This window comes from Microbispora siamensis, from assembly GCF_016863095.1.
Taxonomy (GTDB): Bacteria; Actinomycetota; Actinomycetes; order Streptosporangiales; family Streptosporangiaceae; genus Microbispora; species Microbispora siamensis.
Genome location: NZ_BOOF01000010.1, coordinates 1 through 22,405, shown reverse-complemented (window position 1 = coordinate 22,405; position 22,405 = coordinate 1). Strand labels below are relative to the sequence as shown.

General features: G+C 71.6%; 22 protein-coding genes. 7 read left to right on the top strand and 15 right to left on the bottom strand.

What is annotated here, in order from left to right; all coding sequences use genetic code 11:
* Positions 1-37 precede the first annotated feature (37 nt).
* A complete protein-coding gene (locus Msi02_RS11330) occupies positions 38-562 on the top strand; it encodes a GNAT family N-acetyltransferase (RefSeq protein ID WP_079315597.1) in 525 nt (174 codons plus the stop codon).
* Positions 563-569: 7 nt separating this feature from the next.
* On the opposite strand, the gene Msi02_RS11325 is transcribed toward Msi02_RS11330, so the two are convergent.
* Both Msi02_RS11325 and Msi02_RS11320 read right to left on the bottom strand, forming a co-directional pair.
* Complete coding sequence (locus tag Msi02_RS11325; protein WP_239108304.1) at positions 570-1,382, bottom strand: alpha/beta fold hydrolase; 813 nt, start codon at positions 1,380-1,382, stop codon at positions 570-572.
* 13 nt (positions 1,383-1,395) lie between these two features.
* On the bottom strand, positions 1,396-1,956 hold the full coding sequence (locus Msi02_RS11320) for a GNAT family N-acetyltransferase (protein WP_204048303.1): 561 nt from the start codon (positions 1,954-1,956) through the stop codon (positions 1,396-1,398).
* Positions 1,957-1,982: 26 nt separating this feature from the next.
* On the opposite strand from Msi02_RS11320, the gene Msi02_RS11315 reads away from it, so the two are divergent.
* Positions 1,983-2,879, top strand: coding sequence for a DUF4328 domain-containing protein (locus tag Msi02_RS11315; RefSeq protein WP_204048302.1), 897 nt, complete (start codon positions 1,983-1,985; stop codon positions 2,877-2,879).
* A gap of 23 nt (positions 2,880-2,902) precedes the next feature.
* Here Msi02_RS11315 and Msi02_RS11310 read toward each other — a convergent pair whose 3' ends face one another.
* From Msi02_RS11310 to Msi02_RS11280, 7 genes are all read right to left on the bottom strand, one after another.
* A complete protein-coding gene (locus Msi02_RS11310) occupies positions 2,903-3,562 on the bottom strand; it encodes a response regulator (protein ID WP_204048301.1) in 660 nt (219 codons plus the stop codon).
* Entirely contained in the window at positions 3,559-4,659 is a 1,101-nt protein-coding gene (locus Msi02_RS11305; RefSeq protein WP_239108303.1) for a sensor histidine kinase, read from the bottom strand. The genes Msi02_RS11310 and Msi02_RS11305 overlap by 4 nt, the downstream gene beginning before the upstream one ends.
* 9 nt (positions 4,660-4,668) lie before the next feature.
* Positions 4,669-5,364 (bottom strand): hypothetical protein, encoded by a 696-nt coding sequence (locus Msi02_RS11300; protein ID WP_204048300.1) that lies wholly within the window; start codon positions 5,362-5,364, stop codon positions 4,669-4,671.
* Positions 5,365-5,446: 82 nt separating this feature from the next.
* On the bottom strand, positions 5,447-6,052 hold the full coding sequence (locus tag Msi02_RS11295; protein WP_204048299.1) for a response regulator transcription factor: 606 nt from the start codon (positions 6,050-6,052) through the stop codon (positions 5,447-5,449).
* Entirely contained in the window at positions 6,049-7,191 is a 1,143-nt protein-coding gene (locus Msi02_RS11290) for a sensor histidine kinase (RefSeq protein WP_204048298.1), read from the bottom strand. The genes Msi02_RS11295 and Msi02_RS11290 overlap by 4 nt, the downstream gene beginning before the upstream one ends.
* Before the next feature lie 10 nt (positions 7,192-7,201).
* Positions 7,202-7,927 carry an ABC transporter permease gene (locus Msi02_RS11285; RefSeq protein WP_204048297.1) on the bottom strand — a complete coding sequence of 242 codons (726 nt, stop codon included), beginning with the start codon at positions 7,925-7,927 and terminating at the stop codon, positions 7,202-7,204.
* Complete coding sequence (locus Msi02_RS11280) at positions 7,924-8,835, bottom strand: ABC transporter ATP-binding protein (protein ID WP_204048296.1); 912 nt, start codon at positions 8,833-8,835, stop codon at positions 7,924-7,926. Before Msi02_RS11280 ends, Msi02_RS11285 begins: the two co-directional genes overlap by 4 nt.
* Positions 8,836-8,992: 157 nt before the next feature.
* On the opposite strand from Msi02_RS11280, the gene Msi02_RS11275 reads away from it, so the two are divergent.
* Complete coding sequence (locus Msi02_RS11275) at positions 8,993-9,991, top strand: ATP-binding cassette domain-containing protein (protein WP_204048295.1); 999 nt, start codon at positions 8,993-8,995, stop codon at positions 9,989-9,991.
* Positions 9,988-10,833 (top strand): ABC transporter permease, encoded by an 846-nt coding sequence (locus Msi02_RS11270; RefSeq protein ID WP_204048294.1) that lies wholly within the window; start codon positions 9,988-9,990, stop codon positions 10,831-10,833. Before Msi02_RS11275 ends, Msi02_RS11270 begins: the two co-directional genes overlap by 4 nt.
* 1 nt (position 10,834) lies before the next feature.
* Here the strand turns inward: Msi02_RS11270 and Msi02_RS11265 are convergent, their stop codons facing one another.
* The 3 genes from Msi02_RS11265 to Msi02_RS11255 all read right to left on the bottom strand — a co-directional run bounded on the left by Msi02_RS11265 (position 10,835) and on the right by Msi02_RS11255 (position 15,584).
* Positions 10,835-14,056, bottom strand: a complete 3,222-nt coding sequence (locus tag Msi02_RS11265; protein WP_204048293.1) for an ATP-binding protein — start codon at positions 14,054-14,056, stop codon at positions 10,835-10,837.
* 61 nt (positions 14,057-14,117) lie between these two features.
* The gene (locus Msi02_RS11260) at positions 14,118-14,918 is read right to left on the bottom strand and encodes an alpha/beta fold hydrolase (protein WP_204048292.1); all 801 of its coding nucleotides are present in this window, start codon (positions 14,916-14,918) and stop codon (positions 14,118-14,120) included.
* A 21-nt stretch (positions 14,919-14,939) separates the two neighbouring features.
* On the bottom strand, positions 14,940-15,584 hold the full coding sequence (locus Msi02_RS11255; protein ID WP_204048291.1) for a dihydrofolate reductase family protein: 645 nt from the start codon (positions 15,582-15,584) through the stop codon (positions 14,940-14,942).
* Between the two features lie 98 nt (positions 15,585-15,682).
* Between Msi02_RS11255 and Msi02_RS11250 the strand changes: the two genes are divergently transcribed.
* Both Msi02_RS11250 and Msi02_RS11245 read left to right on the top strand, forming a co-directional pair.
* Positions 15,683-16,180, top strand: coding sequence for a winged helix-turn-helix transcriptional regulator (locus tag Msi02_RS11250; RefSeq protein WP_204048290.1), 498 nt, complete (start codon positions 15,683-15,685; stop codon positions 16,178-16,180).
* 7 nt (positions 16,181-16,187) lie between these two features.
* Complete coding sequence (locus tag Msi02_RS11245; protein ID WP_204048402.1) at positions 16,188-16,874, top strand: cyclase family protein; 687 nt, start codon at positions 16,188-16,190, stop codon at positions 16,872-16,874.
* Positions 16,875-16,883: 9 nt separating this feature from the next.
* Here Msi02_RS11245 and Msi02_RS11240 read toward each other — a convergent pair whose 3' ends face one another.
* The 3 genes from Msi02_RS11240 to Msi02_RS11230 form a co-directional block, all read right to left on the bottom strand.
* Complete coding sequence (locus Msi02_RS11240; protein ID WP_204048289.1) at positions 16,884-18,809, bottom strand: acetoacetate--CoA ligase; 1,926 nt, start codon at positions 18,807-18,809, stop codon at positions 16,884-16,886.
* 62 nt (positions 18,810-18,871) lie between these two features.
* Positions 18,872-19,747 (bottom strand): serine hydrolase, encoded by an 876-nt coding sequence (locus Msi02_RS11235; protein ID WP_204048288.1) that lies wholly within the window; start codon positions 19,745-19,747, stop codon positions 18,872-18,874.
* A gap of 32 nt (positions 19,748-19,779) precedes the next feature.
* Positions 19,780-20,727 (bottom strand): LysR family transcriptional regulator, encoded by a 948-nt coding sequence (locus Msi02_RS11230; protein ID WP_204048287.1) that lies wholly within the window; start codon positions 20,725-20,727, stop codon positions 19,780-19,782.
* Positions 20,728-20,835: 108 nt separating this feature from the next.
* Between Msi02_RS11230 and Msi02_RS11225 the strand changes: the two genes are divergently transcribed.
* Positions 20,836-22,383: a penicillin-binding transpeptidase domain-containing protein gene (locus Msi02_RS11225; RefSeq protein ID WP_204048286.1), complete on the top strand. Its 1,548-nt coding sequence runs from the start codon at positions 20,836-20,838 to the stop codon at positions 22,381-22,383.
* The last annotated feature ends 22 nt before the right edge of the window (positions 22,384-22,405 follow it).

The window sequence follows — 22,405 nt, the reverse complement described above, 5'->3', positions numbered from 1 at the left end:
GCGCTAGTGTCGAAGAACATCGACGGGAGGCGGCACGGTGAGCGCGATTGAGGTACGGCTGCGGCCGGTGACAGAAGACGATCTCGGCATGTTCCGGCGTTTCGCCACGGAGCCGGGGTTGATCGGCCTGGACTGGGCGGGGTTTCGCGACGCCCAGGCACCGGCACGTCGCTTCGCCAAGGACGGATACCTGGGCGAAGACGACAGCAGGCTCATCGTCGAGGCCGACGGCACGGCCGCGGGCCTGGTGAGCTGGTCGGCCCGAGGGTTCGGCGTCTCCCGATACTGGGAGATAGGGATCGCCCTGCTGCCGGACTGGCGTGGCCGTGGCATCGGCTGGCGCGCTCAGGCGATGCTGTGCGACTACCTGTTCACCCACACCCCGGTCGAGCGCATCCAGGCGTTCACCCATCCGGAGAACACCGCGGAACAGAAGTCGCTGGAGAAGGCCGGCTTCAAACTGGAGGGCGTCTTACGCGCGGTGGAGTTCCTCCGCGGTCAGTGGCGCGACGGCTGGATGTACAGCAGGCTGCGCAGCGACCCTTACCCGCCGAATCCGTGAGCGTGGCTCACCCGGCGAGGCGCTCGTTCACACGGTCGAGCCATTCGGCGACGAACGCGGTGAGCAGCCCGGTCTGCTCGTGCGGCAGCGCGTGACCGGCCCGGTCCAGGACGGCGTACGTGGCATGCGGATACCGCTCCACCAGATCCCACGCACCGGCGTACCCCACCGTGGCGTCCTGGCGCCCGGCGAGGATCAAAGTCGGGCCCGTGTACGGAGACCCGTCCGCGGAAGCGTGGCTCAGCCGCCACTGTTCGAACACCCGCCCCAGACCGTCCTGGTCGACGAGGGGGATGGCCGGGGCGACGTACTCCCGGAACCGTTCGAGAGTGGCAGGCGTCTGCACCACGAAGTAGTCCCGGAACTGGGTCTGCTCGGCCGGGCTCAGCACGTCGGCCACGTCGACCGAGGCGTGCAGCACCGCGTGTGCGGGCACGTCACGCGACTCCTCGCCCAGGGGGCACATCAGCGCCAGCCCCGCGACCTGAGCCGGACGCCGGTCCACGATGCCCCTGGCCAGGTACGCGCCGAACGACTGGCCGACGATCGCGAACTCCGCGTCGCCGACGACCGCGTCGATCAGGCCGAGTAAGAGATCGAGGACGTCGTCGGAGCCGCGCAACCAGTCCGGCACCGGAGTGCGGCCCATGCCGGGCAAGTCCGGATAGACCCGCCGATAACCCGGCCGGTCGCGGAAGACCGGCTCCAGGGAGCCGGCCATCTCGCGATGGTCCACCCCCGCCCCGTGCAACGCCAGAACGGGAATCCCGTCGCCGTACTCCGCGAAATGCACCGGTAAGCCGCTGATCTCTACCTCCATGCCGACAACCTAATCAGAAAGTGAGCCATTGCTCTCGGGTGATCGCGTACTCGACCTCACCGAGATCACTGCCGGGCAGCGGTTCTTCCCAGTCCAAGTGGAACGTACGGACGTGCCGCATGCCGATCGCCGTCATCGTGGCGCGGGAGGCGGTGTTGACCGCCATGGTTTCGGCGAAGACGCGGGTCAGCCGAAGGTCTTCGAATCCGTGCCGAAGGAGCTCGCGGGCTCCCTCGCTGGCCAAGCCCTGACGCCAGTAGCGCCGCAGGAGCCGGTATCCGAGTTCGGCCTGCCCTTCGACCGGGCCCTGGTCGGCACGCGCAGGCGGCTCAAGAAGCCACCAGCCGACGAACCGCCCGTCCACGAAACCGGCCCAGAAGCCGAGCCCCGCGACGCGGTCCGCGGCGGCGAGCCGCTCGCGATGAAGGACCTCCACTTCCTCACGGCTGCGTGCGCGGCCGGTGAGATAGCGCATGACCTCGGGGTCGGCGTCCAGTTCGACCTCGTGCTCCAGGTGTTCGTCGGACAGCGGAACAAGCGTGATGCGGTCGGTACGCAGTATCGGCTGAGACATGGGGGCGATTCTCGCGCTCGAGCCGCGTGCCGGTCATCCGCTTTTTCCCGGGGGCGTCGGCGATCACGGCGCCGCGTCATGGCCCACCGGCCGCAGCGTGGCCGGACGCCGTCGTCCGGCTACGGCGATATTCCGAAACCATTCCAGGAGAGAAACGCGAACGGTCGATTTTGCGCCCGGTATCGGACGATCAGTTGACGGCCTATTGTGAGGAGTCCTTTGTGTATTCCACACCACCGCCTGCGCCGCTGCGTTCGATACGACGTCTGGGAACGGCGACCGTCGTGATGCTGGCCGTCGATTCTCTGGTGTACGTGATCGCCTCCGTCGTCGACGTGCAACGGGTCGTGCTCATCGACAGGTTTCTGGCCGACAGTGATGCGGTCCCTATCCGCGACCTCCAAGCCAACGACGTGCGGTATCTCATATCCGGCCTGGTGGAGAGCGTCGCCTTCGCCGCTACCGCTGTCATGTTCCTGATCTGGCTGTTCCAGGCCCGGGCGAACGCCGAGATCCTGAGCCCGTGGCCGCACCGGCACGCCAAGCCTTGGCTGATCTTCGGATGGGTCGTCCCAATCGTCAATTTCGTATTTCCAAAACAAATCGTCGACGATATCTGGACGTCGTCCAAGCCCGGCGCTGTCGAAGAGTCCGCACACTTCACGACCGCCCGCCGGTCCGGCCTGGTCTGGGCCTGGTGGCTCGCGTGGTTGGTCACCGGACTACTGGCGACAGTGGGGCGGCGGACCTACGCGAATGCCGAGGAAATGCCGGCCATTCGGAATGCGGCCGTTTTCGACATCGTCGGCAACGTCCTGTCGATCGCGACGGCCGCCCTGGCCATCGCGATCGTCATGACGATCACACGCTTCCAGGAGGACCGCCGCGAAGCGGCGGCATGGGGGTGGATGCACGCGGCGTAACGGGCACAACCGTGCGCGTGCGCTCATCCGGCCCGGCCGGCCTCGCCGGCGTCCCGGACCAGCAGGGCGATCTGAACCCGGTTGGTCAGGCCGAGCTTGGAAAGCGAGCGGCTGACATGTGTCTTCACCGTGGTCTGCGTCATGCCGAGTTCGCGGGCGATCTCGGCGTTGGACAGTCCGCGCGCCACCGCCCGGACGACCTGGCGTTCGCGTTCCGTCAGGACGGCCAGGCGTTCACGGGCGGCGCGCACGTCGGCCGCCTGCTGTCCGGCGAAGGCGTCGAGCACCCGTCTGGTCACCGTGGGCGAGAGCATGGCGCTGCCCTCGGCCACCGCGCGTACGGCTGCGATCAGGTCTCGGGGCGCGGTGTCCTTCAGCAGGAACCCGGCGGCCCCGGCGCGCAGCGCGCCGTAGACGTACTCCTCACGGTCGAAGGTGGTGAGCATGACCACCTTCGGCGGATTCGGCGACCGGTTGATGTGCTGGAGCGCGGTCACGCCGTCCATGCGAGGCATGCGTACGTCCATGAGCACGACCTGCGGCCAGTGGCGGGCGACCGCGTCGACCACCTCCGCGCCGGTCTGGGCCTCGGCCACCACCGCGATGTCACCGGCGGACTCCAGGATCATCCGGAGACCGGTCCGTACGAGCGCCTCGTCGTCCGCGATGAGGACTCTGATCATTTCGGCAGCCTCGCCCACACCACGAACCCGCCGTCGTCGCCCGCCCGCGCGGTGAACTCCCCGCCGAGCAACTCGACCCGTTCCCTCAGCCCGATGAGTCCGAGCCCGCTTCCCGGCAGGGAGGGCACGGGCCGTACGGGCGGCGCGTTCCTGACGGTGACCTCCAGGGCGGCGGGAAGGTGGCGCAGCGTCACGCGGGTGGCGGTGGGACCGGCATGCTTGTGGATGTTGGTGAGCGCCTCTCGAACGACGAGGTAGGCGGTGTGCTGCGGCAGCACGGGCAACGGGCCCGTCGTGCCCTCCTCCCGCATCTCCACGGGTACGCCCGCGGAGCGAGACTGCTCGAGCAGCGAGTCGAGGTCGGCCAGGGTCGGCTGCGGATGGAAGCCTTCGCCCTCCTTGCCGAGGATGCCCAGGGCGGTCCTGAGCTGGGCCAGCGCCTCCTTGCCCGTCGTCCGGATCAGTTCGGCTTCCTGGGCTGTCTTGTCGTCGGGGGCGTTGACCTCCAGTGCGCCCGCCCGCAGGACCATCAGCGAGACCCGGTGCGCCACGATGTCGTGCATGTCCCTGGCGATACGGGCGCGCTCATGGGCACGTGCCTGCTCCGCGCGGGCCGTCTGCTCGCGTTCCAGCCGCTGCGCACGCTCGCGTAACCCGGCCACCACCTGCCTGCGGGCGTCGGCCCACAGTCCCACCGCCAGCGGCAGCCAGACCAGCGAGGGCGCACCGCCGAGCGCGGAGGTCAGGTCCTCGCCCGGTTGCGGCACGACCGCCACCGCACTCGCCACCACCACGTAGCCCGGCAGTACGGATGGGCGTCTGAGCGTGGTGGCCGCGAGGTACGACGCCACGCCCAGCAGCAGTGCGGGGGGCATGAACAACGCCCCCGCCGTCGCCAGCCCGAGCAGGGCCCATGTCGACGCCTTCCACGCCGCGACGGCGGCCATCAGCCCGATCGCGATCGCGGCGAGTCGGGCGTACGGCTGCGCCTGCGGCAGCACGGCGGGGAACGCCGCCGCGCACCAGGCCACGACCGGCAGGGTCCATGGCGCCAGCCGCGTCTCCCACACCCTCATCTGTGCCGCCACGCCGTCCACAGACCCACGCTAGAACGCAACGGCTGGGGCTGTCCGGCCACGCAGCAGACCGACTCCCAGCGGCACCAGCGCCAGGCACAGCAGCGCCGACGAGGCGACCCCATCCCACGTGCTGGCTTTGAGCACACCGCTCCAGAGGGTCGCGGAAGCGAGGAACAGGACAAGGCGGATGAGCCCGAACGTCCCCGCGCGGAAGGCCGCCGCGCCCAGCAGCGGCACGCCGAGGTACCAGCCGAAGGCCGCCGTCACGGGAAGTCTCCAGGGCCCGTAGGAGATCTGCGGGTAGATGTCCATCACGATCCTGGTCGCCTGGTCGACGCCGACCCGATCGACGAGTTGGAAGGCCGTATGGTCGACACCGGCCCAGTACAGGCGCGCGAACAGGCTCACCACCACGAGCGCGCCACCGGCGAGGGCGAGCCGCGGTGACCGCGCGGCGGCGACGCGGGCCAGGGTGACGAGAGCGAGGCACAGTACGACGGCGCCGGCGGCGAAAAGCGCGTAACCGGCCGTGACCAGGTCCGGATGCTGCGCGTACGCGGCGAGTTCCTTCGGCCCGTCGAACTCCTCGCCGGCCAGTCGGGCGGCCTGTGCCGGAGTGAAGGTCGCTGCCGTGACCGCCAGATGGCGGGTGGTCAGTCCGGCCAGCCATACCAGCGGTCCAACGACCAGTGTGGCGCCCCCGATTGCGGACGAGTGTGACATGCCGCAATGCTGCGAGGGATCCCGCTCGGCCCGCGTCCTCCCTTCGGCGCACGCAGCGCCTCTTTGGAGGCGGGGAGACGGCTCAGAGCCAGCCGTGCTCGTCGGCTATCCGTGCGGCCTCGGCGCGGGTGCTCGCGCCGGTCTTGCCGATCGCCGCCGACAGGTGGTTGCGTACGGTCCCGGCGGACAGGTGCAGGCTCCGCGCTATCTCCGCCACGGTGCCGCCCTGCCGGGCCGCGCGCAGCACGTCGCGCTCCCGCGCGGTCAGCGGGCTCGACCCGCTGGCGAGCGACTCGGCGGCCAGGGCGGGATCGACCACGCGCAGGCCCGCGTGGACCCGGCGCACCGTGTCGACCAGGTGCTCGGGCGGCGCGTCCTTCACGACGAAGCCCGAGGCGCCGTTCTCCATGGCACGGGCGAAGTAGCCCGGCCGCCCGAAGGTCGTACAGATCACCACCCGGCAGGACGGGAGCGCGGCGCGCAGGTCGGCGGTGACCTCCAGGCCGTCCCTGCCCGGCATCTGGACGTCCAGCAACGCCACGTCGGGAACAGTCTGCCGCGCGGCCTCGACGACCTCCTCGCCCGAGCCGACCTGGGCCACCACCTCGATGTCCGGCTCCAGCGCGAGCATCGCCGCCAGCGCGCCGCGTACGAGCGCCTGGTCGTCGGCGAGCAGCACCCTGATCATGCGCGGCTCGCCCGCAGCCGGAACCCACCGGCGGGCAGCGGGCCCGCCTCGATCCGCCCGCCGACGGCTCGCAGCCGTTCGGCCAACCCGGACAGGCCGTTGCCCGGCTTCGCCGCGTGCTGCCCCGCTGTTTTCTGCCCCGTGCCGTTGTCGCGCACCTCCAGCCAGTCGTCTCCGAGCAGCACCTCGCACCGCGTCGCACCGCTGTGCCGGATCACGTTGGTGACCCCCTCCCTCAGGACGTACGCGAAGGGCTCGGCCAGTTCGGCCGGGACGTGGTCCGCGGACGGCGGGAGGACCGGGTTGATCCCGGCGGCCCGCAGCGCGGCGCGGGCCCCCGCCAGCTCGGCGGCGAGGGAGGGACGGCGGCGGCCGGACACGGTCAGGCGCACCTCGCTGTGCGCCTGCCGGGACAACCGCTCGACGTCGCGCAACTCGGCCAGCGCGCGTTCCGGGTCGCCGCCGCTCTCCAGCACCCGGCGGGCCAGGCCGGTCTTCACGGTGATCGTGGTCAGGCTGTGCCCGAGCACGTCGTGGAGGTCCCTGGCCAGCCGGTCGCGCTCCGCCGCCGCGGCCAGCGCCGCGATCTCCTCGCGGGCCTGGCCGAGCTGGACGACGAGCCGGATCAGCAGCGTCACGGCCACCGGGATCACGATCCCGGGGACGAGTCCGCCCACATGTCCCCAATGGACGGGACCGGGGGCCGACCAGTTGGCGAGCACCTGAACCACCCAGGTTGCCAGCCCGAGGAGCACGGCCCACAGCGCCGGGAACAGCCAGGCCGCCGCCGCGAGCGCGAAGCTGAAGAGGCCGGCGTGGCCGAGGTAGAGCGGGCCGTCGCGCAGCAGCGCCGCCACGACCGCAAGCGCGAACAGCATCCCGACGAGCAGGATCCGCCGCCGGGGCGGCAGGCGGGGCCCGGTGGTCATGGCGACGAGCCAGCCCGCGCCGTACAGGGGGACGACGGCCCCGACCGCCGCATCCGGTCCGCCTCCGTCCGGGCGCAGGACCTCCCACAGCGGCCAGAGCAGGAAGAGCGACAGCACGACGACGCCGCGGATGTGAGCCGTACGGGAGGCCGGCCGGGCCGGGTTCCACACCGGCCAGGCGGAACGTCCCCATACGCCCTGCTCGCCCACGTCAGTCACCCTAGGCCCGAGCGGTGCCGCGGCGATACCGGACGGCCACGGCGGCGCCCAGCACGAGCGCGTACAGCGTCAGGACCAGCGCGGCCTGCCCGCTGCCACCGTCGCTGCCATCGCCGAGCGCGGCGGCGTGCCCGACCTGCGCGAGCCAGTAGCTCGGCAGGACCTTGGCCACCGTCGCGAGCGCCTGCGGGAACGTGCTCACCGGGATGAACAGCCCGCCGACGAAGCTGAGCACCAGCACCACCGCCCCCTGGTACGCCTGCAGGTTCTGGGCGGTGGCGAACTGGCCGATCAGCAGGCCGAGCAGGGCGAACGGCACCGTGCCCGCCCACACGCCGAGCACGGCCACCGCCCATCCGCCGGGAGACAGGTGCACCCCGCTGACAAGCGCGGCGACCAGCGACACCCCGGCCACCGGCGGCAGCGCCACGACCATCGCCACCGACGCCTTGGCCAGCAGATAGCCGCCGCCGCTGAGCGGGGTGAGCCGCAACTGGCGTTGCCAGCCGATCGCGCGCTCCACCGCCGTACGGGCACCGACGTCGAGCGCGGTCTTCACCGCCCCGAACGCCGCGACGCCGCCCATCACGTACGACGCGGGAGCCCCCTGGTCGGCGAAACGGTCGGCCATCAGCAGGTAGAGCCCCACCGGCAGGGCGACCGCGAACAGCAGGAACTTGGCGTCCCGCAGGGTCCGCCTGATCTCGAACGTGAGGTATCCGGTCATCGCACGGCCTCCGACACTCCGGTCAGGCGCAGGAACGCGTCCTCCAGGCCCAGCGCGCCGATCTCGACGTCCCGGACCTCGGGATAGCGCGTCAGCAGCTCCCGTACGACCAGGTCGGAGTCGGTGCAGCGCAGTTCGGCCCGGCCGTCGCGGACGTGCGCCGCCGCCACGCCCGGCAGTGCGCCCAGGTCCTCGGCGCGGGCGCCGGGCACGGTCGCGGTCACCGTACGGCCGGACACCTCGGCCATGACCGCGGACACCGGGCCGTCGGCCACGACGCGGCCCGCGTGCATCAGCACGACCCGGTCCGCGTACGCCTCGGCCTCCTCCAGGTAGTGCGTGGAGAACAGCACGGTGCGGCCGGTCTGGGTGAAGGCGTGCATCGACTGCCAGAACTCCCGCCGGGCCGTCACGTCCATGGCCGCCGTCGGCTCGTCGAGCACCAGCAGGTCCGGGCCGGGCACCAGTGCCATGGCGAACCGGACCCGCTGCTGCTGGCCGCCGGACAGCCGCGCGGCCCGCCGGTCGGCGAGATCGGCCACCCCGGCGCGGCTCAGCGCCTCCTCCACCGGCAGCGGGGCGCTGTGGAGGGACGCGATCAGCGTCACGGTCTCCCCCACGGTCACGTCGTCGAGCAACGCGCCCTCCTGGGGCATCACGCCCACCATGCCGCGCCGCACCGCTTCGTGGGGAGACGCGCCGAACACGGCGATCTCCCCGGCGTCCGGGCGGGCCAGCCCGACGACCATGTCGATCGTGGTGGACTTGCCCGCGCCGTTGGGGCCGAGCAGCGCCACCACCTCCCCCCGGCCCACGACCAGGTCGATCCCGTCGACCGCGCGGGTCTCGCCGTACGTCTTGCGCAGCCCCGTCACGGAGAGGGCGGGGGCGCCGTCATGAAGGTTCATACGGCAAGCCTCCGCCGCCGCCCCGGTCCGGACCTCCGCCGTCTGTCACGACCCCGCCACGACAGATGTCACGGCCGCTAGATCGGATCTAGCGGGTGCCTGCCCCGGATCTGGCGCCTCTCTGGTGAAACGCTGGACGGAACGGAGACGACAGATCATGCGGGACCGGACACCAGGGCTGGCGATAGAGACATCGGGCCTGGTCAAGACATTCGGCGAGAACCGCGCGGTGGACGGGCTCGACCTCGCCGTGCCCGCGGGCACGGTGTACGGCGTGCTCGGCCCCAACGGGGCGGGGAAGACCACCGCGGTCAAGATGCTGGCGACCCTGCTGCGCCCGGACGGCGGCGAGGCCAGGGTGTTCGGCCACGACGTGCTGCGCGAGCCCGACGCCGTACGCAGCCGGGTGAGCCTGACGGGCCAGTACGCCTCGGTGGACGAGGAGATGACCGGGATGGAGAACCTGGTCCTGCTCGGCAGGCTGCTGGGCCACCGGAAGGCCGCCGCCAGGGACAGGGCCATGCGGCTGCTCGAGGCGTTCGGGCTGACCGAGGCCGCCGGTCGGCAGGTCAAGAACTACTCGGGCGGCATGCGCAGGAGGCTGGACATCGCGGCCAGCATCCTCAACACGCCCGACCTGTTGTTCCTGGACGAGCCCACGACCGGCCTCGACCCACGCAGCCGCAACCAGGTCTGGGACATCGTCAGGATCGTGGTCGCCCACGGCACGACCGTGCTGCTCACCACGCAGTATCTGGACGAAGCCGACCGGCTGGCCGGGCGCATCGCGGTCATCGACCATGGCAGGGTCATCGCCGAAGGCACGCCGGGCGAGCTCAAGGCGTCGGTCGGCTCGGGGTCGGTGCACGTACGGCTGCGAGACGCCGCGCAACGGCCCGAGGCCGAGCGGGTGCTGACCGGGGAGCTGAAGACCCAGATCCACCTGGAGGCCGACCCCGTGGCCCTGACCGCCCGCATCCCCGGAGAGGACGCGGACGCAGGTGCGGAGCGAGCCTCGCGCGCCCTCGCCGCGCTGGCATCGTCCGGGATCGTCGTGGACGACTTCTCCCTCGGCCAGCCCAGCCTCGACGAAGTCTTCCTCGCACTCACCGACAGGGCTCTCACGGACAAGAAGATGGAGGAGACGGCGGCATGAGCGCCACGACCACCGAGACCGGCACGTCCTTCGTCCCCGCGGCCGACACGCTGGGCGCGGTGCTGGCCCCCGGGACACGCCCGCCGCGCCCCAGCGCACTGTCGGCCTCGCTGACGTTCGGCTGGCGGGCGATGCTGAAGATCAAGCATGTGCCCGAGCAGCTCTTCGACGTCACCGCGTTCCCGATCATGATGACGTTGATGTTCACCTACCTGTTCGGCGGCGCGCTGGCGGGCTCGCCGACGGAATACCTGCAGTTCCTGCTGCCGGGCATCATGGTGACGAGCGTCGTGATGATCACGATGTACACCGGGGTCGAGGTCAACAAGGACATCGAGAAGGGCGTCTTCGACCGCTTCCGTACGCTGCCGATCTGGCGGCCGTCGACCATGGTCGGCTACCTGCTCGGCGACGCGTTCCGCTACACGATGGCGGCGACGGTCATCCTCGTGGTCGGCCTGGTGCTGGGCTTCCGCCCGCAGGGCGGGGTCGTCGGCGTGCTGACCGCGATCGCGCTGCTGGTGGCCTTCTCGTTCGCGTTCTCGTGGATCTGGACGATGTTCGGGCTGCTGCTGCGCAGCGAGAAGTCGGTGATGGGCGTCAGCATGCTGGTGCTGTTCCCGCTCACCTTCCTCAGCAACGTCTACGTGGACCCGCAGACCATGCCGGGCTGGCTTCAGGCGTTCGTCGGCGTGAACCCCATCTCCCACCTGGTCACCGCGGCGCGTTCGCTGATGGCGGGCAGCCCGGACACCGGGGAGATCACCTGGGTGCTGGTCTGCGGCGCGGTGTCGATCGTGGTCTTCGGCGCGCTGACCATGCGCCTCTACAACCGTAAATAGGTCACAGGCGCCAGGTGACCTCATGCTCGGGCTGGTAGCGGCAGGTGGCGCCGGTGGAGACGGCGGCGCGCAGATGGGCGGCCATCGCGGGATGAAGCCGGTCGAGCTTGCGCAGCACGTCACGGATGCGGGCGGTGACCGCCTTGCGGGCGCGCTCCGCCTCGTCGCCGAGGCGGCGGTCGCGCCCGCCGAGCCCCGAGGCGGAGCGCAGCTCGGCCAGCAGGGCCGCTCGCTCCCTGTCGAACTCCGCCGCCCGGCCGTCGTCTCCCCGCTCGGCCGCCCGGTCGATCTCCTCGTCGAGCAGGGCGAGCCGGCGCCGGTATCGCGCCTTGGCCTCCTCGTCGAGGACGGCGTCGCCGCCCATCCCCCGGGCGGCGACGACGAGCTCCCCGCCCTCCGGGTCGAGCAGCCGTACGGCGGGCAGGTCGGCCCCGGGGTGGCTCAGCAGGCAGTGAAGGTCGCGCAGGCCCTTGGCGTCGGGCAGGTGAACGGTGTGGCCGCCGAATCCCAGGGTCCAGACCGCGCCGTCCCGCCGGAACTCGGCTCCGCAGCGGCCGTGCACGGGCGCGCGCTCCCTGAGACGCACCCGGCGGACGCGCTCCACGATGTGCTCCATGCCGAGCCGGTCCGCTTCGCCCTCCACGTCGTCAAGCAGCTTCCCGGCCTCATCCGCGTCGCCCGGACGTCCCCGCCGCAGCAACGCTTCCGCGAGATGCGCCCGCGCCTCGACCGACCACGGGCGGGCGAGGAGCAGGTCGGCGGAGTGCCAGGCGGCGGTGAACCCGTCGATCGCCTGGTCCCAGCGTTCCTGCGCCGCGTCGACGAGAGCACGCAGGAGGATCACCGGGCCGCCGATGTCCCAGCCGTACATCGACACCGCCCAGTTGCCGAGGTAGGGGTCGAGCTCGGCCCTCGCCTTGTCGCACAGCTCCGGGTCGCGCGACCACGCGGCGACCATGGCCTGGAACCGCAGCCACAGCGGCTGAATCGAGCGCCGCGGCTCGCCTCTGGCCATGGTGTCGCGCAGGTGGCGCAGCGCGGTCGCGCCGTCCCCTCTCCGCAGCGCGGTCATGGCCTCCAGCAGGCCCGGACAGGGGTGCCGGCTCCTGCGCAGCGCACGGTGGATGTCGTCCAGGTCGTCGTCACGGCCCTGGAGCATCCGCACCGCCCAGCGGTGGTGGTCCAGCATGTACGCGAAGTGGTCGTGCCCGTGCTCGAACCCGGCGAGCTCGTCGAGCAGGGTCTCCGCCTGGCCGAAGTCGCCCGTGAACGCGGCGATGATGCTGCGGTCGCTGGCCGTGGCCATGTCGATGCGCGGCAGGTCGGTGCGGCCGCCGAGCGCGACGAACTCACGGAACTGGGCGAGATAGGCGGGGTCGCCCTGCTCCAGCAGTGCCACCCAGCGCAATGCGGCGGCGACGCTCTCCATCTCCACGTCGCCCGTGCGGTGGGCCAGGGTCAGCAGCTCTCCGGTGAGCGCCACCCTCTCCGGTGCGGTGCCCAGGCCCCAGATGGCGTCGTGGAAGGCCCACAGGCTGAAGGCCAGCGCCTCGTCGTCCTCGCCTCGCCGGGCGAGCAGCGCCACATGGATGGCCAGCTCCCGCGCGAGGTGGTCGAGGGAGAGCTCCTCATCGCGGGGCCGGCCGCCCCGCACCAGCTCACCATGCGCCTCCCGCAGCAGGTCGGCGCCCAACGGGCCGCCGTCGCCACCACAGACCGCGTAGACGGACAGCGCCACCCGCGCGACCAGCTCGGACTCGCCGGTCTCCCGCGCGACGGCGGCCGCCTCCTCGAACGCACGCCGGCCGCTGTCGCGGTCGTCCCCGTGGTAGAACTCGCGGCCGAGTTCGAGTGCGATCAGCACATGCCGGCGCGGCTCTCCGGCGACGGCGGCCAGTTCGAGTGCCCTGCGGTAGTGCCCGAGCGCCTCCTCGAAGGCCAGGCGAGCGGCGGCGCCGCGGGCCGCGGCGAGCAGCCGGTCCGCCGCATGAGCCGGCTCGACGTGGTCACCGGCGAGGTAGGCGTGCCTGGCCAGGTCGGCGGGGAGCACGTGCTCGGCGAGGCCGGGCGACCGGTCGACGGCCTGGACGACCGCGGCGTGCCGCCGGGACGCCGCCTTCTCGTCGAGAGACTCGTAGAGCGTCTGGCGGACCAGGTCGTGCGCGAACGCGAATGCCTCCCCACCCCGCGCCTCCACACCCCGTGCTACCACGAGCCGGGCGGCCACCGCCTGGTCGAGCAGCCGTTCCACCTGGAGAACGGGAGCGGCGGCGACGGCGGCCAGCACCTGGCGATGGAACTCACGCCCGAACACCGCGGCGGTGACGAGAAGGTCCACGACCGGCGCGGGCAGCAGGGAAAGCCGGCGCAGCAGGGTGTCTCGGACACCGGGAGCGATCGTGGTGACGGAACCGCCGCTGCGCCACAGCCGCGCCGTCTGCTCCACGAAGAAGGGATTGCCGCCGGTGCGCCGGTGCACCTCGGTGACGAGGTCGGCGGACGGGTTCCGCCCGGCGGCGCGGGTCATCAGCGCGCCGACCTCCTCGCGTTCGAGCCCGGTCAGGGGGACCGTCGTCGCCCGCGCGACCAGCGGCAGCACGAGGGGCCGCAGCGGATGGTCCGCCGACTCCACCTCCACGTCACGGTAGGTGCCCACCATCAGCACCCGTTCGAACCAGGTGTGCTGGGCCGCGAACTCCAGCAGCCTGAGCGACGCGGCGTCCGCCCAGTGCAGGTCTTCGAGCACCACCACCAGGGGACGGCTCTGCGAGACCGCCACCAGGGCGCTCGTCACCGCGTCGTACAGCCGGAAGCCCTCGGCCACGTCGGCGCCCGGCGACTCGCCGAGCAGCGCGGCCAGTTCGGCGCCCGCCGCCTCTTCGGCCGCCGCCCACTCCCCGGGCGCGGCGCACCGCCGCAGCCCGCGCAGGATCTGCACCCACGGCCAGTAGCCCGGGGCGCTGTCGGAGTCCCAGCACGATCCGCTGAGGACCAGCGCGCCCAGACGCCTGGCCTCCTCGGCCGCGCTGGTGACGAGCGTGGTCTTGCCGATGCCGGCCTCACCGGCGACCAGCGTCAGGCCGCCGTGGCTGCCGACCGCCCGTTCGATCTCGGCGCGCAACATCGCGGCAGGATGCTCCCTGCCGATCAGCCCAGTGCCGATCAACCCAGTGCCGATCAGTTCAGTGCCGGCCAGTTCAGTGGTCGCGCCGTCGATTCGCATGCCGACTCGAAGGTATCCGCCGGCTCCGACAATTTCCGGGCGTCCGGAGCGGGCATACGGATCAGCCGAAGAACTTCGTGAGGATCTGCGCCAGCGCCGCAGGCCGTTGCAGCACCGCGTGGTCCTCTCCCGGCATCACCAGGAGTTCGGCGCCGGGCACGGTCGCCGCGACGGCCTTCGTCCCCTCCGCCAGGTTCGGCGCGGTCTGGTCGCCGTACACCGCCAGCACCGGCACGCCGATCCCGGCGAGCCGGTCGAACGGCATCACCTGCCAGGGCGCGCTGACCAGCACGTCGTACGGCAGGCTGGGCGCCTTGTCGGCCAGGAACGCCCACTCCTGCCCGGCCTTCATCCCGGCGATCGCCTCGGTCGGGACCCCGACCGCCTCGTGGAGGAACAGCTCCACCGCGCCGTCGCGGTCGCCGGCGGCCACCAGGGCCTTGAGCCGGTCGTAGATGTCGGCCGCCGGCCTCGGCTGGTTCTCGTCGGCGCAGTACGGCGGCTCGTAGACGGCCACCCGGTCGATCGGCAGCCCGCGCATGGCCCCCTCCAGCACGAGGACGGCGCCCGAGGAGTGCCCGAACACCGAGGCCCGGCCACCCACGTGCTCGATGACGGCCGCCAGGTCGTCGACCTCGTTGGCGACCCGGTAGTCGTCGCTCTTGTCGTCGCTGCCCACCCGGCCACGCCGGTCGTAGGTCACGACGGTGAACGCCGGCGCGAGTTCGGCGCCGAGCCCGGCCACGGTCGAGCGGTCGTTGAACGCGCCCCCGACGAGGATCACCGGCGCACCCTGGCCGATCGTGTCGACGGCGAGGGTCGTGCCGTCCTTGGACGTGATGTTCTCGGTCTTCTCGGTCATGTCCGTCAGCCTTTCAGGCGGTCAGCGTCGTGTGAAGGTCATGTGGGTGACGCCGCTCGGGGTGGTCACCGACTCGATCCGGAAACGCTTCTCGAGCCCTTCGAGCCCGTCCCACAGGCGTTCGCCGCGGCCCAGGATGATCGGGACGACGGCGACGTGCATGTGGTCGATCAGGTCGGCGGCCAGGAACTGCCGGACCGTGCTCGGCCCGCCGCCGATACGCACGTCGAGATCGCCCGCGGCCTCGCGCGCCTGACGCAGCGCCTCCTCGGGGGTGGCGTCGATGAAGTGGAACGTGGTGCCCCCCTCCATCTCGACCGAGGGCCGGGGGTGATGGGTCAGGACGAAGACCGGCGTGTGGAACGGCGGGTTCGGCCCCCACCATCCGGTCCAGTCGTGGTTCTCCCAGGGGCCACGCTGAGGGCCGAACTTGTTGCGGCCCATGATCTCCGCGCCGATGCCCGCGTCCCACGTACCGGTGACGGCGTCGTCGACCCCGGCGCTCCCGCCGGTCTTCCCCTGCATGGCGTGGAAGGTCTGGGTCGCGAAGAACCATTCGTGGAGCCGCCCGCCCGCGTGACCGAACGGCTCATCGAGACTCTGACCCTCGCCCGTGGCGAAGCCGTCCAGGGAGACGGAGAAGTTGTGCACCCTGACACGAGACATGGCTGATCTCCTGTTTCCGGCAAGTGATTGCGGATTGCAACCGCTGGGAATGAGCGTAGACTAGGTGGTGGCAAAACGCAATCAGTTGGAGGTCGGCCATGCGAGACGAGCCGCGGTCGGGGTGCGCGATCAACGCGGCGGTGGAGGCGCTCGGAGACAGGTGGAGCCTCATCGTCCTGCGCGACGTGATCTTCGGCGGCCGCCGGCACTTCCGCGACCTGCTCGCCAACTCGGAGGAGGGGATCGCGTCGAACATCCTCAGCAGCCGCCTCAAGGCCCTCGTCGCCGGAGGTCTCCTGACCCACGAGGACGCGGGGCGAGGGCGCCGAGGGACCTACAGCCTCACCGAGGCGGGCATCCAGACGATTCCGGTCATGGTCGCGCTCGGCTCCTGGGGCCTGCGGCACCGTCCGACGACGCCGGAGCTGAGCATCCGGGCACGACTGCTGGAGGAGGGCGGCCCGCCCCTCTGGGAAAATCTGATGGACGAGCTGCGCGAGACCCATCTGGGCATCCCCCGCCCAGACCCCGACCGCCCGCGTGCCTCCCGACTGCTGCAGGAGGCGTACGAGCGCGTCCTGGCTACGTCATCCTGATCACGTGATGTTCGAGAATCAGCAGCACCCGCGCGCCCGTGTCGTCGAGCTCAGTCATGTGGTCCGGCACGGCATGGTGACCTATCCCGGCCTGCCCGCACCGGAGATCACCGATCATCTGACGCGCGAGGATTCGCGCGGCCGGTACGCTCCGGGCACCGAGTTCCAGATCGGCCGCATCACGATGGTGGCGAACACCGGCACGTACCTCGACACGCCGTTCCATCGGCTCGCGGAGGGCGAGGACCTTGCCCAGATCGACCTGTCCCGGCTGGTCGACGTCCCCGGCCTGCTGATCGACGTCTCCGGCTCCCCCGGGCGAGGCATCGGCGCCGACGCGTTCGAAGGCCACGACGTCAGGGGCCGCGCGGTCCTGCTGCGCACGGGCTGGGACAGGCACTGGGGCGGCCCGGCCTACGGCGACCCGGAGCATCCCTTCCTGACGGCGGAGGCGGCCGCCCTGCTCGCCGAGCGGCAACCGGCCGTCGTCGGCATCGACAGCGTCAACATCGACGACACGGCGGACGGGCTCCGCCCGGCCCATACCGCCCTGCTGACCGCGGGCATTCCGATCATCGAGCACATGCGCGGACTGGAACGGCTGCCGCACACCGGGTTCCGGCTCCACGCGGCGCCCGTCGCCGTGTCCGGCATGGGCACCTTCCCCGTCCGCGCGTACGCCCTCGTCCCCTGACCGCCCCGTCTACCGCTGCGGCGCGAAGTGGGTGAGGACCTCGGGGTTGGCCATTGCGTCGGGGTTGGCGGCCTTCTCCACGGGGGTGCCGAGCAGGATCTTCCGTACGGGGACCTCCAGCTTCTTGCCCGACAGCGTCCTCGGGATGCCGGGGACCACGTGGATCTCGTCGGGCACGTGCCGGGGTGACAGCTCGGTGCGCAGGGCCGTACGCAGGCGGGACGTCAGCTCGTCGGACAGGGACGCGCCGTCGGCCAGGGTGACGAACAGCAGCAGCCTGCCCTCCTGGCCGAGCTGCCCGGTGTCGATGACGAGGCTGTCGGCGATCTCCTCGAACCGCTCCACGACCCGGTAGAACTCGCTGGTGCCCATCCGTACGCCGCCGCGGTTCAGGGTCGAGTCGGAGCGGCCGTAGATGACGCAGCCCCCGTCGGGGAGGATCTTGATCCAGTCGCCGTGCCGCCAGACCCCCGGATAGTCGGCGAAGTACGACTCCCGGTAGCGGTCGCCCGAGGGGTCGTTCCAGAACATGACCGGCATGGACGGCATGGGCCGGGTGATGACGAGCTCTCCCACCTCGCCCACCATCGAGGCGCCCGCGGGGTCGAAGGACTCGACGGACGCGCCGAGGCAGCGGCACGGGATGACGCCGGCCCGGATCGGCAGCAGCGGCACCGCGCCCACGAACCCGGTGCACACGTCGGTGCCGCCGGAGAACGAGCCGAGCTGCACGTCGGGCTTCACGTCCGAATAGACCCAGGCGAACCCCTCGGGCGGCAGCGGCGAGCCGGTCGAGCCGATCCCGCGCAGCCGGTCGAGCCCCTGCGGCTTCACCCCGGCCTTCATCGACGCCATGATGTACGGCGCGCCGGTGCCGAAGTACGTCACGCCCTCCTCGGCGGCGAGCCGCCACAGGGCGCCGGTGTCGGGGTGGGCCGCGCTGCCGTCGTACAGCAGGACGGTGGACCCCACCAGCAAGCCGCCGATGAGGTAGTTCCACATCATCCAGCCGGTGGTGGTGTACCAGAAGAACACATCGCCCTCGCCGAGGTCCTGGTGGAAGGACAGCGACTTGAGGTGCTCCAGCACGATTCCGCCGTGGCCGTGGACGATGGGCTTGGGCAGGCCGGTGGTGCCCGACGAGTACAGCACCCACAGCGGATGGCCGAACGGCACCCGCTCGAACTCCAGCGGCGCCGACTCGGCGCGCAGGTCGTCCCAGCTCAGCGTGGCATCAGGGGCGCCTTCGGGCGCGTCGGCGCCGAGCGCGGGGATCCAGACGGTGGCCTGCAGCGTCGGCAGCTTCCCGGCGATCTCGCGCACCACCTCCGACCGGTCATACGCCTTGCCGCCGTAGCGGTAGCCGTCCACCGCGACCAGCACCTTCGGCTCGATCTGCGCGAACCGGTCGGTCACGCTGGGCGCGCCGAAGTCGGGCGAGCACGAGGACCAGATCGCCCCCAGCGAGGCGGTGGCCAGGAAGGCGATGAGGGCCTCGGGGATGTTCGGGACGTAGGCGGCGACCCGGTCACCACGCCCGACGCCCAGCCGTACGAGCCCCGCCCTGACCCGGGCGACCTCCTCACGGAGTTCGCCGAGCGAGTACTGCCAGCGGCTGCCCGATTCGTTGCGGAAAATCACCGCCGTCCGGCCGGGGTGGCCGCGCAGCGCGTTCTCGGCGTAATTCAGGGCCGATCCCGCGAACCATTCGGCGTCCGGCATCGTTCCCTGGATGACGGGCCCGTCGCCACGCGTACCGACCACACCGAAGTAGTCCCATATGGATGTCCAGAAGTCGGCCGGAGACTCGACCGACCACTTCCACACGTCCTCGTAGTCCCCCGTACGGCCCAGTCGTTCCATGTAACGGGTGATCCGGGCCGCACGTACGACGTCGGGCGTGGGTTCCCAGAGCAGAGCGCCTTCCTCGACCATGCCCCCATCTTTGCCACGCTTGAGCCGCATGTCACCCTCCCCGCCCACATAGAAAGGGTCTGTCATATGTGGGTTCTGAGCTGGTCGATCGCCATCCGGGCGGCGGCCCCGATCGCGGCGTCGGCCCGCGGCTGGTTCTGCGCGGTGCTGAGCGACCGGGTGAACACGGCCACGGCGTAGCGCCCGCCGTCCGGATACTCGACCACCCCGACCTCATTGCGGAGCGTGGGCAGCGTGCCCGTCTTGCCGCTCACCGCGACGTCGTCGAACGGGAACCCCGAGGCCAGCCGGTGCGGCCACACCTGCAGGGCCATGAGGCGGCGGATCGCCGCGCAGGAGGCCGCCCCCGCCGCCTCGTCCCGCCAGATCATGGCCAGCAGCCGGGTCATCTCACGCGGCGTGCTCCGGTTGCCCAGCGCCGGATCGAGCGCGCGCAGCCGCGCCACCACCTCGGGGTCGGTGCACGCCTGGGTCACGTCCGACTGGTCCGCCACGCCCGCGTCCACCCACAGGCTGGTGAGCATGTCGCGGCAGTTCTGCACCACCCGCGTCGCCGTCAGCCCGAGGCCGTCGAGCAGCGTGTTGACCGCCTCCCGGCCCACCCGGGAGAGCAGCACGTCGGCCGCGGTGTTGTCGCTCACCGCCATCATCAGGTACGCCAGGTCGCGCAGCGAGAGCGTGGCGTCGTCCAGCATCGCCGCCAGCCCGGTGCCCCCAGCCGTACGGTCCGCCGCTGGCACGCGAACACGTTCGCTGAGGTCGAGCAGCCCGCGCTCGGCCTGGCGGTGCAGTTCCAGCAGCAGGGGCACCTTGAAGACCGACGCGAGCACCACCGGCTCGTCGGCCCGCAGGCCCACCTCGCGCCCGTCGTCGATGTCGACGGCGTGCAGCCACCCGGTGACGCCGGCGCTGCGGAACACCCGCTCCACAGGATTCATGCCGTGGTTCATTCCGCGGTTCATTCCGGGGTTCATGCGAGGAACCCGGTCGCGGGGCGCGGCGCCACGCGCGGCGCGGGCGGCACGCCTTCGTCCACCATGCCGGCGTTCTCTTTCAGCACCTGTACGGCCACGGCCGTGAAGTCTCGCACGTACGGCCCCGGCTCGGTCCGCCAGGCCGGGGAGCAGCGCCAGGCCAGGGGCGTGCCCGCGAGGGGCCGCCACACCACCCCCGGCACCTCCGCGGGGGCGCCGAACGCGACGGCCGTGCCGGACAGGACCAGGCCGAGGGCGAACTCCACCCGGTCGGTGCAGATGATCTCGGCGGGGACGAATCCCCCGCGGCGGCACGAGGCCAGCGTGTCGTCGTACAGGCCGGGCTCCGCGTCCCGAGGGAACAGCACCAGGTCTCGCCCGGCCAGGTCGCCGAGGTGCACGGTCGCCCATTCGGTCAGCTCGTCGCCCTCGGCCAGCAGGACGCCCGGATGCCGGACGAGCACCGGCCCGTACGCGAGCCCGTTCGCCGCAACCGGATGACGCAGCAGCCCGACGTCGAGCCTGCCCTCCAGCAACGCCGCAACCTGCGCGGCCGTGCCCATCTCGGTCAGCGACAGCCGTACGTCGGGGCGGCGGTCGCGGAAGCCCGCGATGAGCGCGGCGAGCACGGCCGCGCCGAGGTCGGCGGGAACGCCCGCCCGCACGACCGCCGCGTCGCCGCGCGCCAGGTCGGACATGAGGTCACGCATCCGCTCGACCCTGGCGACGATCTCGCGGGCCTCGGGCACCAGCAGCCGTCCCGCCTCGGTCAGCGCCACCCGGCGGCTCGACCGCTCGAACAGGCGCACGCCCAGCTCCTCCTCCAGACGCCTGATGCGCTGGCTCAGCGGCGGCTGGGCCATCCCCAGCCGCGCGGCCGCGTTCCCGAAATGCAGCTCTTCCGTCACGACCAGGAAGTAGCCGAGATGCCGGACCAAGTCCATGAGCTGGGAGCATATCCGAATCGCACATGAAGCACGTTGATATCCATATTGGACATACTTCCGGCTGGTCTGCTGCTCTTGGCGTGCACTCGACTCGAAGGGGGACGCATGCGAGAGCGAAGGCGCTGGCCGTACGTCACGGCGGGGGTGCTCGTGCCGGTGGTGGCCGCGGGGGTCACGGTGTGGGCACTGCGGACGAAGGGATCGCCCGAGGAGACCGCGCGGGACTTCCTCGCGGCCTGGTCGCGCTCGGACTACGCGGCGATGCGCACGCTCGCCGCCGACCCGCCGGTCGGCTTCGAAAGCACATATCGCCGCTTCCACGACAACCTGAAGCTCACGGGGCAGCGATTCCAGGTGACGAGCGTCCAGGACGACACCGTGCGGTTCCGGGCCCGGCTGACCGGCCCGCTGCCCATCGCGTACGACGGGAGGCTTCGCCTCGTCGAGCGCGACCGCGCCTGGAAGGTGGCATGGACCCCGTCGGCCGTCCACCCTCGAATGACCGACGGTGTTCGGGCCAAGCTCACCACCGTGCCTGCCGAGCGCGCCCCGATAACCGCCGCCGACGGCACCCGCATCGACACGCCGGACACGCCCGGCTCCGTGCAGCAGATCGTCGAGGGGCTGCGCGAGCAGTACGCCTCCCGCCTGACCGGCACCGCCTCCGCACGGGCCGACCTGGTCGACAGCCGTACGGGGTCAAAGGTCGTCACGCTCGCCGAGGGCGGGTCGAAGCCCGGCAAGCCGCTGACGACCACCCTCGACCTGCGGGTGCACCGGGCGGGGGCGCAGGCCCTGGAGGGCGTGGACAAGCCCGCCTCGCTCGTCGCGCTGCGCCCGTCCACGGGCGAGGTCCTCGCGGTGGTCAACAAGCCGGGCGGCTACAACCGCGCCCTGCTCGGCACGTACCCGCCCGGCTCGACCTTCAAGATCGTGACCGCCTCAGCCCTGGTCGCCGGTGGCGTCACGCCCGGGCAGACCGTCGAGTGCCCGGCCGAGAAGACGATCGGCGGCTTCCCGTTCCACAACGCCGAATTCCACGACTACGGCGCGCTGCGCTTCGTCGACGCCTTCGCGCATTCGTGCAACACGACGTTCGGCGACATGGCGGTGCGACGCCTCGGCGCCGACCGCCTGTCCAAGGTGGCCGCCGACTTCGGTTTCGGCGCCAGCATCAAGATCGGGGTGCCCGCCGTGGACGCCGCCTTCCCCGCGCCGCATGACGACACCGACCTCGCGTCCGCTGCCATCGGCCAGGGGCGCGTCCTGGCGAGCCCGCTGAACATGGCCGCCGTCGCGGGCGCCATCGCCGCGGGAACCTGGCGGCAGCCCCGGTTGGTCCCGGCCACACTCGTCCCGGAGGGCGGCACGCCTCCGCGCGCGCTGGAGCCCGCGGTGGTGTCCGCGCTGCGCCATCTCATGCCCGCCGTCGTCAGCGAGGGCACCGCGAGCGGCATCTCCTTCCCCGCCGGTACGGCCGGCAAGACCGGCACAGCCGAGTACGGCTCGGCCGAGAACGGCAAGAACCCTCCCACACACTCCTGGTTCATCGGCTACAACGGCGACCTGGCCTTCGCCGTCGTGGTCGAGGGCGGCGGCACCGGAGCGCAGGTGGCGGCCCCCATCGCGGCCCGCTTCCTCCAAGCTCTGTGATCTCGCCCGTCGCGCCACCCGG